Consider the following 12,877-nt stretch of genomic DNA (forward strand, 5'->3'; position numbering starts at 1 on the left):
TCGTATATAAGTCTACGTTAAAAATTTATTTAAATGAGTAAAAAAGACATAGGAGAAGATTAGAGAACGGAGTTTATGTAGGTGATTAAAAGAATAGAAAAAATAAAAACGATGCTATGTAATATACTCTTTAAAAGCTATTGCTCGTGTTGGGCACACGCTAGTACAGAGCCCGCAGCCATAGCACTTGTTTATGTCCACTCTCGCGACCCTCTTGCCTTTCTCGTCCGGTAGCACGTGTACAGCGTCATAGTTACACACCTGCTCGCAGAAACCGCAGCCGATGCACTTCTTCTCGTCCACAATGGGCGGCTCTGCCCAGACCCTGCGCGGCTCAGGCTTCAGGTATTTGAGTGCTAGACCTTTCACGTCCAGTATACTGTCGTACTCGTGCCTGGCGAGCCATTCCTCAACTTCCTTTAGGATCCTCTTGAAGACCCCTAGCCCCTCAATAAGTGCGGCTGTACATATCTGGACAGCCGACGCTCCGGCCATGAAGTACTCGATCACGTCGACACCCCTGGATATCCCGCCCACGCCTATAACAGGGAGCTTGGAGTTGAGGGCTACTTGGGAGACTATCGCGAGCGCCAGCGGCTTCAGGGCCGGGCCGCTCAACCACCCGTAGCCGTAAGGCCCGCCCACGATAGGCATCCCTGTCTCGACGTCGATACTAAGGGCCGGGCCGATCGTGTTGGTTGCCACTATGCCGTCTACACCGACCTTCTCTAGCTCTTTAACCAGCTCGGGTATGTTCGGAGTGAACGGGCTTAGCTTGGCGAAGATCGGTATACTCACACTCTCGCGGAGTGCCTTAGCGGCCTCGACGACCGGCCTGTAGTCTCTACCAATGTAGTGTGTAGAGAACTCTATCGCGTCTACCCCGGCTTTCTCGACTTTCGGGCCCAGGTTGGACAGCTCTTCTGGGGTGTAGCCTATGCTGGCTATGAACGGGACGTTGTTCTTTTTGGCGTACTCCTTGACGATGGGGTACTCGCGTTCCAGGTAGTGCTCGGCAGGTATGTCGCTCCACAGCTCGGCGTTCAACACGCCGTAGATGAACCTGTTGTTCCCGCTGTCGACGTTGACGATCCTTATGTCGCCCGGCTTGATAGTCTTCAAGACCTGCATTCTCGCCATACCCCTGTCGACGACCGCCATGCTAGGCCTGGGGACAATAGCCGGTTTAACGCTTATCGTCTTGGCTACTACCCCGCCTACACCGTTGTCGATAAGGGCCTTCATCATCTCGGCGTCTCTCGAGATAGGACACGCCGCGTTCATCAGGGGGTTCTTGAACCTCAACCCGGCTATTTCGACTTCTAGACTAGGCAACTTCACACCTCTAAAATCATTGATTTAGAGGGGCTGAAGTAAAATATCTTTCCAAGTTTTAGACCTCTAATTGAGAGGGCGAAGGTAAAAAACAAGCTTGAGGGCTGTGCCTTAGCCGCAGAGTGGGTAGTCGTCTGGGACCTTCTGCCTGAAGAATTTCCCGGTCTCAGGGTCTTGGAACAACCCCACCTTTACGCCCTTTCTCCCGCTGGGGGTCAGTTGCCAGACTTTCCTAGGGATTAGCTCGAGCTCCTTGCCCGAAGGAGTCCTGACTTTAACGGCATTTTTGCACGGCTCTCTAGCAGCCATCGCAACCACCTGTTAGATATATTAGTTGTTAAGGGTTTATATAATTTTTCACAAGTAGCCATAAAACGTTAATGTGTCGATATTACAGCTTAATATTCAGCTAGAAAAAATGAACTCCCAATAGAACAGATTCCGTGGTTATATTAGGAACAAATTAGTCGCGAAGAGTGTAGTAGAAAAATGATTTGTTATACACAGGAGAGGGGAGGGATTCTACTACTTGAGGTAGTCTAGCTGGTACTTTCCTTCAGCCATCATCTTGTCCCACAGTCTCTCGACAGTGCTATGGACTTTCTCTAAAGCCTTGTCGAGGTCTACGTTGACGAACCTCTTTTCCTTTACGACGAACCTCCCGTCAACCACCACCGTGTCCACGTCGTCCGGTGTGAAGGAGTTCACGAGGTGGCCGTAAACGCTCTTCTCGTTTACTGGCGTTGGCGGCGTCCTAGGCTTGATGACAACGATGTCGGCCCTCTTCCCGGGCTCGATACTGCCCAGCTCCTTGTCCTGGTGGAACATTCTAGCGGCGTTGACCGTGGCCATCTCGACGACTTGTAGAGGCGTTATTAACCTGGGGTCTAGGTTCCAGACTTTGTGGATCAGGTAGGCTGCCCTCATGTTCTCGAAAACATTGAATATGTAGCCGTCGTCGCCAAGCCCCACGTTAATGCCTAGCTCTAGCATTCTCGGTATCTTCGGGACTCCCACGGCGTTGAGCATATTGCTCATCGGGTTGTGCGCAACGTGCGCCCCGGTCTTTTTGATTATTAGGATCTCCTCATCGGTCGCATGTACCGCGTGGACTAGGTGGACTCTCGGGGAGAGGAAGCCTAGTCTGTACATCCTCTCTATAGGCCGCACGCCGTACCTCTCGATGTTGTGGTAGACGTCGACTAGCCCCTCTTCTGTGTGTATTGCCACGAGCGCGTCGTGCTTCTCGGAGAGCTCTTTCGCCATCTTGAACAAGTCGTCTGTTACCGTGAAGCTGGCGTGCAGGTAGATGGCGCCCTTAACCAGCTTTCTCGGGTCTTTGTTGTTCTTGACTATAAACCTCTCGTTCTCCTTCACGCCTCTCACGCCCTCCTCGTAGCTCCTTCGCTGAGTCGCCTCGAAACTCAGAATACCCCTGATACCCACCTCGTTGACAGCCTTCTCCATGCTGTCGAGTATACCGTCTATACAGTTGGGCGCGCTTATGTTGTCGAAGAAGTTGGTCACCCCGGATTTCGCGTACATTAGAGACCCGATCAGAGCCGCTGCGTATGCCTCGTCGTGGCACAGCATCACGTCAAGGGCCCACCAGATCCTCTGGAGGTTCTGCATGAAGTCCGTGGGGGGCTCGATCTTCCCGAACCAGGGGCTACCCGTTAGTAGGGCCCCGTAGAAGTGCGTATGTGCGCTGATGAAGCCAGGCGTTACGACAGACCTGCCGCCCCCAATAACCTCCTCGCTAGTGTACTTGTCCTTCCCGTCGCCGACTCCCACGTCCACGATCGTTCCGTCTCTCACTGCGACGTAGCCCCTCGGGATGACGCGCCTCTCGCTGTTCATTGTCACGATTAGCGAGTTGGAGATGAGGATGTCGACCTTTTCCCTCATACACTCTACCCTCGTATTCAAATTTACCGTGGAGGGAAATAAACAATTCTCCTAAACGACCTCATGGGCCCCCGCTTACTATTTCGAGACGATGTAGATCGCTAGTATGATCAACGAGGCCCCCAACACTTGTATAGGCGAGAGCCTTTCCCCGTACAGCAATGCAGAGAACACAGCTGCGGATATCGGCTCCAACAAGTAGATGGTTGCCGCGGCGTAGGCAGGGACGTATTTCTGCCCCACCACCTGGAGTACGGAGGCTATTATGGTGCAGAACAGGCTCAAGTATAGGATGTAGAGGAGAGTATTGGGGCTGGGCAGGGTCTTGGTGTGTAAGGCCACGTAAGGTGTGATGAGTAGGCCGGGCAGTAGAAGACCGTACAAGAAGGAGATAGTACTCTGGGTTAGCTCAGTGCTGTATAAGCCCACCAACACTATCTCGGCAGCCCAGGCGACGGCACCTATCAGAACCAGTACCACACCTAAGCCCAGCTCGCCCGCCGGCTCCGTGAGCAGGTATAGCCCGATCGTGGAGAGTGCCAGAGACGCGACGAGCTTTGCTTTACCGGCCGTGCCCCTCAAGAACTCGTATACGTAGACGAAGACCGTGTTTAGCCCTGTGACGAAAGCGGATATCGAGGGGGTGGTGAACTGTGTCCCCACGCCCTGTAACGCCAGTCCTGAGACGTAAGACAAGCCTACTACAAACCCCTTTCTAAAGCTCCTCTTGCTAAACTTAGACCTCCCCAGTAGGAGGGCTGGGGTTAGTAGTACTAGAGCTATTAGAGACCTATAGAACGTGTAGGCTACACCGTCGATATCCGACACGCTCAGCTTTATGAAAACGAAGCTAGAGCCCCAAATCAGAGAGGTAGCGAGCAGTGCTAAGAGCCCCTTTACCCTATCCCTCATAGACACCACGCGATCACGTCAGCGTAGCCTAAATGGAAAGAGAGTAAGAAAAGAGAGAAAAAAGAGGGTCTACCGTCTAAAACCTCCGCTAGCCAGGTATGATACGGGTTCCGGACTTTCCTTCCAGTGCCTCCTTCGCCTTGAAGAGGTGGCCGATGATGGCGAGTTTGCCCCCGTTCTCCACGAACCTTATCCCGGCGAGCACTTTAGGCCCCATGCTCCCGGGCTTGAAGTGGCCCTCCGCGTAGTACTTCTTGGCCTCGCTGACGGTCAACACGTCCAACGGCTTAGCGTTGGGGGTGCCGAAGTTCAGGTAGACCTTCTCTACGTCGGTCAATATCATGAGTATGCTAGCACCGAGGGCTGTCGCCATTCTCTCAGCGCCTAGGTCTTTGTCTATGACTCCCTCGACGCCGTGGAGCAGGCCTTTCTCGTCCTTGTACACTGGTACTCCGCCACCGCCGTCGGAGATCACTATGAACCCATTGTCGAGCAGGGTTCGAATCGCCTCAATCTCTACCTGTATCTGTGGGTCCGGCGAAGGCACTACTCTTCTATAACCGCCTCTGGGGTCTGGCTTTATGATCCACCCGTACTCCTTAGCCAGCTTCTCGGCCTCCTCCTTCTCGTACCAGGGACCGATGTACTTGCTGGGGTTCTTGAAGTCCGGGTCGTCTTTGCTGACCAGCGTCTGCGTTATTACCGTGACAACACCCTTGACCTTACTGCCGAGCAGGCCCTTCTCGACCAACTTGTTGTACAGGGCTTGCTGGAGCAGGTAGCCTAGCCAGCCCTGGCTCATCGCACCCGCGATGTCGAGAGTCATCGGGGGGAGATCTTTCATCTTCAAGCCAGCCATCATCCACTCGGCTATTATGCCGACCTGGGGGCCGTTCCCGTGCGTCAGCGCTATCTTGTAGCCTTCCTCGATCAGCGACACCACTATCTCTGCGGCCCTGTAGGCGTTCCTCCAGTAGTCCTCGGGAGTCCCCTTATCGCCCTTAGACTGGAACGCGTTTCCTCCGAACGCTATCACCATGTACTTGTCGTCTCTGGGCATTCAAACCACCTTAACTTGGATTAAGTGTGATTCTACCAGGAGTTTTTAAATTATCAAATACTATTTCAGCTTTGTCTATTCGCGTATATATGTTCATCTAGATCATAAAGTCGGGCACGCCGTCCGGCCTGTACGCGACGCGGGGCTTGAGACCGCTCTTCCTAAGTAGCTCAACGACGTGGGGGTACAGGATGACGTACTCTTCGTCGATGGACTCGACTAGTGCGGGGTGTATCTGAGAAAGCCTCTTTTTGAAAACCCTGTAGTTCTCGTCTGTACTAAAGCTTAGCATGATCGCCGGGTAGAAGTCCTCGCCAGGTCTAAGACCAGAGTTCATCAGGTTCTCCAAGGCTCTGAACTGGTACTCGTAGTAGCTCCTGTCGGCCCCCGTCAGCATTTCAAACTCCTCGGGTGTAGCCCCCTTGAATGAGACCCTTACCACGATGTTGTGGAACCTAGAGAGCTCGCGGGCGTAGCTCTCGTCCCTCCCTATGAGGAGGCCGTTCGTCTCCAGGATGAAGACAAACTTGGTCTCTTCGAAGAGTTTCAATAGGTCTACTAAGTGCCTCCTCGAGATGGTCGGCTCTCCACCGCTCAGCCTAACGTATCTGTACCCCCTTCTGCTAGCGATGTCGGTAAGAGTGCTGAAAACCCTCGACGGGTTGTAGAAATCTCCTTTGTCGGAGAAGTAGCTGTACCTCCAACTCCAACAGAACTTGCACCTCAGGTTGCATCCAACGACGTCGCCTGTGGCGATACCACCGTACCACCTAGCCCCCCTGAACCTGTAGTACCTCCTCTCCTCGACGTTACCAGCCACTCTCACAACACTCTTGTAGACCTCCTCTGTCAGTTTAAACGGGTCTAACCCCGGCATCGAGAGCCCGTAATACCTGCGAGTCTCTCAACTAGGTAAGAGCTTATCACGGTCCTTAATAAATCGCTGAGGTGCTCGAAACCGCCCACAAGGGTTCTCGACAAGTAGTCCTTTCCGGCCCTCTCTAAGCTACCGGCTATGAAGGCAAGGGACTGGATTACCCCGTTAAACGGGCCGAGCCTGTTGAACAACACTCCGTACAAACAACGCGAGGAGAACGGGCAGGTCGAGCACTTTAGCCCGGCTTTAGCACACCTAGCCTTCTCGGGGGCTTTCAAGTCCCGGCCTAGAACTAGCAACCTCCTGTAGTGCCTGTCGACCGGCGCGTGCTCTGTGAGGCCGTAGGCGTGTAGTAGGTAGGCCTTTGCGGACTTGACACCAAGCCCCTTGATGTTCAACAGGTTGGTGGCCTCTGCATACGGTTCGCCGATCGACGTGGAGCGGTCCACGCTAGCTTTAATGAGCCGGAAGGCCTCCACCTGGTAGGATCTCGAATTTATCGTGCCCTTCTCCAGCAGCTCTCTGATCCACCTAACAGTGTTTACGTGGTAGTCCGTGTTCTGTGACAGGTGAATTGCGTAGGCAACAACTGTCCTGTCGCCTGGGGTGTACATCAGAGTGACCTGGTCAACCACACCAGCACTATTAGTGACCACCCCCAACTCGTGGAATAGAGGGCGTTTCCGAAGCCCCAGCAGCATCTCCGCCTCGTCTAGCCGGCACGACCGAGGTACACGGCAGGTCGTCTCGAGACTCTGCTTTCTAAACCTGCACGTCAGACCAGAGCAGGTTCCATGCCTCTTAACGAAGACGAAGCCGCCGGACACCTCCTCTACTTCGAACAGGGGTAATAGGTACGAGTAGTAGAGGGTTAGACCGTAGTTTATACCTTTGATGTACATCGACAGGCTACTCCTAGCCCCAGGAAATCGACACAGGCGTTTTTATGAACGCAGATTAAAGAGGAGAAAGGAGAAAAAAAGAGAGCTCGTTTACCACTTCCTGCTACCCATGGTCATGGCCATTACGGCCTTCTGCACGTGGAGCCTGTTCTCGGCTTCCTCGAAGTAGAGGCTCTTCGGGTAGCTGTCGAGAACCTCGTCTGTTACCTCCTGGCCCCTGTCAGCCGGCCCGCAGTGCATGTAGAACGGCTTGCCGGCCTTCTCCAGTCTCTCGATTGTAACGATCCAGTCCTTGAACTTGTTCTGGTACGCCATGGCGCCCTCCTTGTCGACTTTGCTGTTGAAGGGTGGGAAGAAGCCCTTGGGGCTCCAGGCCTTCGGGTAGACTATTGTTGCACCCTCGAAGGCCTCGTCCATGTTGTAGACTATCTTGAACTCGCTACCCCAGTGCTCGGCGTACTTCTTTGCCTTGTTCATGACGTCGTCTAGCAACTCGAAGCCTGGTGGGTGCGCCACGTATACGTCGGCACCCAGCATGGCGAAGGTCGTCGCCACGTCTTGTGGAACTGCGAGCGGCTTCAAGCCGCCGCTGTAGGCGTAGCTCACCACTACCTTCTTCCCTCTCAGGTCCTTGGGGAACCCTAGCGCCTCAAACGCGGCGAGGGCGTCTGCCAGGGACTGGAACGGGTGCCAGATGTCGTCCTCCATGTTGAGCACGGGGACCTTACTCCACTTCGCGAACTCCTGTATGATCCTATGACCTCTCCCGATGATCCACTTCGCGGCGTCGCCGTAGATCCTGATGGCAATACCGCTACCGTACCTGCTTAGGACTCTGGCTACGTCGCTTATCGCCTCAGTGGCGTAAGGCACCATGTCCTCTGGTAGAGTCGGCGTGTACACCTGGTCTGGAGAGATGTATATAGCCTGCCCGCCCAGCTGGTACATGCCCGTCTGGAAGCTGTTCCTAGTTCTCAAGCTCTTGTTGTAGAATATCAGGTACAGCGTCTTGCCGTCCAGCCAGTTGACCTTCCTGATGCCCTTGTGGAACATCTCTTTGAGCTCCTTAGCCGCCTTCAGGACGGTGAAGATGGTGTCTATGTCGTAGTCCGCGTTGGATAGCCAGTGTTTCCCTTCCAGTAGACCTAGGAACCATGGCTCGCTCATTGCGTACACCCTACTGTAGAGTCATCTAATGGGGCTGGATGTATATAACGTTTACTTCCGCGGATAGTAGGGGATAACGGGGACTCTGCCGAACTTCCCCAGGTTTACAGTTTCCGTGGGTTCTCTGGTGACAGGGATGGCCCTTAAAGCGGCCGGCCTTGCTTTCACGAGGGATACGCTGTACGCGTCTAGTGTGAACATCTCGAGGTCGTCGATCGACCAGGGGACAACGATCATGTCGGGTCCAGCAACACAGACAGTCGTGTACGACAGTAGGTCGTAAGCCGTGAGGGCGCCCCTAGAGCCGAGCTGTATAAGAGAGTCGTCCTCCGCGTAGGGCAGCATGACTTCGTTGAACCCTGACGCTAGCCCGCTAGAGGTTGCTATTCTCCTTATCTCCGCGTTCAGCGTCATGACGCCGAAGTGGAAGCCCGGCTTTCTCACGTAGTAGCCGATCGCCTCCATTAGCCTGATAACACTGTTCTCCTTCCACGGCGATAGACTGTAGTCTACTACGACCCTCAGCCCGGTCACACTCCTAACTAGGTGTACTACGCTGTCGACCTCCTCGCCCAGCTTGTCGAAAGCCTGTCTGACGGAAGCCCCCGACTCGACTAGACTCCTGAGGTAGTCGGGGTAGAGGAACGATAGACCGACCCCCTCCACTCCACTGCTCGTAGAGTCGGGGAAGTATGGGGTCTCGAGAGGCCTCTCGTGGAAGCCTATGGCAAGTCTCGTACCTGCCGAAGGATCTGCTTCGCTAACTTTGTGAATAATCGTGGAGGCCGTCTTAGACGCGTCGAGGGGCCTCTCGTAGTCGAAGAGGAGACTGGTGTACAACCCGTTTAGTAAGACGTGTGTCACGTCCTCCAAGTCGGCCTTCCTAATGTGTTGCGAGCCCACGCTAACTAGGACCCCCCTGTTGACGGCACCTGCTTTGTCTACAAGCTCGAGGACCCTTGATAGACCGAGCTCGTTCTGCGGGAGCGATACCCGTTTAGAGAAGACACTGTAGCCTCTGCCCTCAAGCGCCTTCTCTACCTCCTCTAGCAGGGTCACCGCTCTGACAAGTACTTTTTCCAACTCGCTTGGATCTTTTACCAGCGGGGCGAAGTAGGTCACAGACCTGACAACGGGTCTCATAAAAACCATCAAGGAGTACTAGTTCGGACTAGAGTTTAAACATCACACGTGCTGTCTAGTTGACTTTTATATTCCTAGTCCTAGACTAGACTCGGATTGGGGAGGAGGGTTTGTATACCGGCCTGAAAAATAGGGACTTCTTGACCCTCGCCGAGTTCACGAAGGAAGAGCTAACCGTGATGCTGGAGACGGCCGCTCACCTTAAGCTACGCTACAAGATGGGCGAGAGGGTTATCCCCCTCCTTCCAGGCAGGCACCTGGCCATGATATTCGAGAAGCCTAGTACTAGAACGAGGGTGAGCTTCGAGACCGCCATTAAGGAGCTGGGAGGGGACGCAATAGTGTTACACTACGGCGAGATGCAGTTGGCCAGGGGCGAGACGATCGAGGACACGGCCAGAACGCTGTCTAGGTACGTTGACGGGATAATGGCGAGAGTGTACGAGCATCACAAACTAGAAAAACTGGCAGAGTATAGCACAGTGCCCGTGATCAACGGGTTGAGCGACCTCCACCACCCTGCGCAAGGGCTGACGGACGTCTTCACCATTATGGAGAAGAAGGGGAGGGACATTACAAGGCTCAAAATAGTCTTCGTGGGCGACGGGGGTGATAACGTAGCCCACAGCCTGATGCTGGCTGTCGGTATACTAGGCGGGAAGATCACCATATCCTCACCTAAGGGCTACGACCCGCACCCCTCTGTAGTGAAGCTGTTTAACGAGACAGCAGCCAGGTACGGTGGTAGCTTCGAGATAGAGAGAGACCCATGGAAGGCGGTCAAGGACGCGGACGTGGTCTACACTGACGTGTGGGTGAGCATGGGGCAGGAGAAAGAGAGGGAGAAGAGGGTTAAGGACCTCGAGCCGTACAGGGTCACGAGCCTTCTAATGAAGCAGGCAAAGCCGGACGCCATATTCATGCACTGCTTACCCGCCCACAGGGGAGAGGAGGTCACCGACGAGGTCATCGACGGGAAATGGAGCGTGGTCTGGGACCAGGCGGAGAACAGGAAGCACGTTCAGAAAGCCGTCCTCGCGCTCCTCATACCATAAAACACCTTTTTTATACTTCGACCCCATAATATACGCTCTCTGAACGTGAGGTGTGATGCTTGTCGGAGCTCAGCTACAGGCTTGGTAAAACCTTTTACAGGTTCAAGGCTGAACACGAGAGGGGGTTCAAGCTACTGGTCTACGGCCTTCTCGCATTAGTGATAGTACTAGGCGTCTACATCAGGGCTCTTCCAGGGATAAACTTCGGGCTAGAGCTCTACGAGGCCGACCCGTTCGTAGTGTACTGGCAAGCCAAGTACATCTACGAGCACGGGCTACTGTCGTGGTACACGCTGACACCCGAGAACCCTGCTACACACATATTCTGGTATCCCTGGGGCAGAGACTTCCCGCACACAGAGTACCCGGCTCTACCGATGTGGGAGGCGCTGTCCTACAACCTAGTCAAGTTCACAGGGGTCTCGTTCAAGGACTGGTGCGTTGTCCAGCCCCTAATATTCACCGTGTTCACAATCCTGTTTGTCTACCTGACGGCCTACGAGCTCACGAGAGGCAGTCACCTGGCTGGGCTACTTGCCGCGGCGTTCTACGCGTTCGTCCCCGCCGCGACGGGTAGGAGCATAATAGGGTTCTCGACAAAGTACGGTATAGGTATAATGTTTGCCACCCTGTTCTTCTACTTGTACGTCCTGTTTTACAAGAGCTACTCTGCCAAAGGGCTGTCAGCCAAGACGTTAGCGTTGTTGGTATTTACGTCGCTAGCACTAGGGCTACTAGGCTGGTCGTGGGGCGGATTCGTCTACGTACTAGGGGGTTTCGTAGCCTACCTCCTACTACTCCCTCTACTCTCGATTAAAGACGCGACCCCTAGGTTCATCGTGCTGAACATCGCCATACTGGCTCTGGCCATGGTCATAGTACTCGGCTCGCCAGCGATAACGGCGATGCTGCAAATAATGCCCTTTAAACTGAGCGGCCTGGGCGCTCTCCTCTTGGCTTCCACCCTTGTACCGTTGCTGTTCTCCTTGCAGTTCTATCAGTATAGGCTACTAGGACTTAGGAGACCGCTTCTTAAGCGGGGTGGCTATTTCTTAGTCCTCCTGCTGATCGTCGTGCTCGGCGTCGCCTTGGTGTACATTGGTAAGCTCGACATCCCTGGACGTTTCGCGTGGATACTGGGTCTAAGGACGATAGCTTCAAACCCTATTTTCGAGAGCGTTGAAGAACACCAGCCAGCCCTCGCCGTGATGGGGATCTCGGCCATACTGAGGAGCTGGGGCACATACTCGGACTGGCTCTTCTTCGTCTCGCCCTTCATACTAGCCGTCTTGGGGGCCCTGTATCTACTGTACAAGGGGACGGCGGACAGAGTGCTGATCTCCGTGGCCTTCTTGCTAGCGGTTTACGCCTACATGAACGCCGCTTACATGGAGGTGACAGCGGCTACGACCGGTTTGACGATCGCGGGGGTCTTCGCCGGGGTGATAGTATCTAGACTGGTCCCCAGCGAGGCCGTCTACGCAAGGGACAAGAGAAGGGTGTACGTTAAGAGGACGAGCCCCGAGGTTTTCTACGCGTCACTGTTATTGACGCTCTTCATGACCGCGAACATTGCCTTGGCGGGGTACAACACGTACAGCCAAATGAACAACGTGGTGCCCAGTATTAAAGCGGGCTATACGTCCCTACCCTACTGGACAGACGCGTGGTACAAGGCGATAGAGGTGATCAGGAACACTACGCCAGGCTCGGTTATCGTGGCCTGGTGGGACTACGGTTACCCGATAAGCGTCCTGGGGCAAAGACCCACAGTAGCCGACGGTTCAACGCTGAATACTACACAGATAGGCATACTGGGACTCGCATTGACGGCCCAGAACGACTCCGAGGTGTTGAAGTTGCTCGAGCTCCTACACACCCCGGCGAACAACACTTACATTCTAGTCTTCGACGTGTTCAACTTCAGGCCGTCTGGCAACAACTCCTACGAGGTGACACCCGTGATACCGGGTCTCATGGTGGGCCTCGACGACATACCCAAGAGTATCTGGATGATCAGGATCGGTGACTCTATTGTAAGCCAGCTACAGTCCATGGGTGTGAACGTCTCCTACAGGAACCTGGGCGACGCTTTCTACCTTTACCTCTTCCAGAACAACATCGTCATCTCTCCGAGGTTCGACGACTTGTCTAACGCACCACTACTCTACAGGATGCTCGTGGACGGGATCTTGTACCTGAACAAGCAGTGGAACGCCAGCGTCACTTTCACATGGTATACCGGTGTAGCCGACTCTGTGTCAACCCTGACCGCGCAGTACCCTCAGTTAAGCGGAGTCGTTCAACAGCTGAACTTGACCACCTACATACGCGTGCTATCTGTTAAGACCCTCACCTACGAACAGAGGCCCCTGGCCAACAGCCCCTACTTCAGGCCGTACGCCATCATAGCCGAGCCCTTCTACGACAAGAACGGGAACAAGGTGTTTATTAACGGAGCGTACTTGTACGAGGTGATAACGATATACCAAGTAGTCTACCCCTCACAGGCTTAACA

Annotated in this window: 11 protein-coding genes; 2 read left to right on the forward strand and 9 right to left on the reverse strand. The window is 54.3% G+C overall.

Translation table 11 applies throughout. The features are described from left to right. Positions 1 to 114: 114 nt before the first annotated feature. From ACP5VX_RS01820 to ACP5VX_RS01860, 9 genes are all read right to left on the reverse strand, one after another. On the reverse strand, positions 115 to 1,335 hold the full coding sequence (locus ACP5VX_RS01820; RefSeq protein WP_428724196.1) for a 4Fe-4S dicluster-binding protein: 1,221 nt from the start codon (positions 1,333 to 1,335) through the stop codon (positions 115 to 117). Positions 1,336 to 1,446: 111 nt separating this feature from the next. Then, positions 1,447 to 1,644, reverse strand: a complete 198-nt coding sequence (locus tag ACP5VX_RS01825; protein ID WP_014738044.1) for a chromatin protein Cren7 — start codon at positions 1,642 to 1,644, stop codon at positions 1,447 to 1,449. Positions 1,645 to 1,860: 216 nt separating this feature from the next. Next, positions 1,861 to 3,243: an amidohydrolase family protein gene (locus ACP5VX_RS01830; protein ID WP_428724197.1), complete on the reverse strand. Its 1,383-nt coding sequence runs from the start codon at positions 3,241 to 3,243 to the stop codon at positions 1,861 to 1,863. Between the two features lie 78 nt (positions 3,244 to 3,321). After that, entirely contained in the window at positions 3,322 to 4,155 is an 834-nt protein-coding gene (locus ACP5VX_RS01835; protein ID WP_428724198.1) for a DMT family transporter, read from the reverse strand. Positions 4,156 to 4,243: 88 nt separating this feature from the next. After that, entirely contained in the window at positions 4,244 to 5,215 is a 972-nt protein-coding gene (gene arcC / locus ACP5VX_RS01840) for a carbamate kinase (protein WP_428724199.1), read from the reverse strand. Positions 5,216 to 5,312: 97 nt separating this feature from the next. Then, entirely contained in the window at positions 5,313 to 6,092 is a 780-nt protein-coding gene (locus ACP5VX_RS01845; protein ID WP_428724200.1) for a radical SAM protein, read from the reverse strand. After that, the gene (locus ACP5VX_RS01850; protein ID WP_428724201.1) at positions 6,080 to 6,994 is read right to left on the reverse strand and encodes a hypothetical protein; all 915 of its coding nucleotides are present in this window, start codon (positions 6,992 to 6,994) and stop codon (positions 6,080 to 6,082) included. Before ACP5VX_RS01850 ends, ACP5VX_RS01845 begins: the two co-directional genes overlap by 13 nt. Positions 6,995 to 7,084: 90 nt before the next feature. Beyond that, on the reverse strand, positions 7,085 to 8,161 hold the full coding sequence (locus ACP5VX_RS01855; protein ID WP_428724202.1) for an ornithine carbamoyltransferase: 1,077 nt from the start codon (positions 8,159 to 8,161) through the stop codon (positions 7,085 to 7,087). A 51-nt stretch (positions 8,162 to 8,212) separates the two neighbouring features. Beyond that, complete coding sequence (locus tag ACP5VX_RS01860; protein WP_428724203.1) at positions 8,213 to 9,304, reverse strand: DUF711 family protein; 1,092 nt, start codon at positions 9,302 to 9,304, stop codon at positions 8,213 to 8,215. A gap of 110 nt (positions 9,305 to 9,414) precedes the next feature. On the opposite strand from ACP5VX_RS01860, the gene argF reads away from it, so the two are divergent. Together argF and ACP5VX_RS01870 are read left to right on the forward strand one after the other, a co-directional pair. Further along, a complete protein-coding gene (gene argF, locus ACP5VX_RS01865; RefSeq protein WP_428724204.1) occupies positions 9,415 to 10,359 on the forward strand; it encodes an ornithine carbamoyltransferase in 945 nt (314 codons plus the stop codon). A 59-nt stretch (positions 10,360 to 10,418) separates the two neighbouring features. Beyond that, entirely contained in the window at positions 10,419 to 12,875 is a 2,457-nt protein-coding gene (locus ACP5VX_RS01870) for a peptide permease (RefSeq protein WP_428724205.1), read from the forward strand. Positions 12,876 to 12,877 lie beyond the last annotated feature (2 nt).

The organism is Thermogladius sp., assembly GCF_049970955.1.
GTDB lineage: Archaea > Thermoproteota > Thermoprotei_A > Sulfolobales > Desulfurococcaceae > Thermogladius.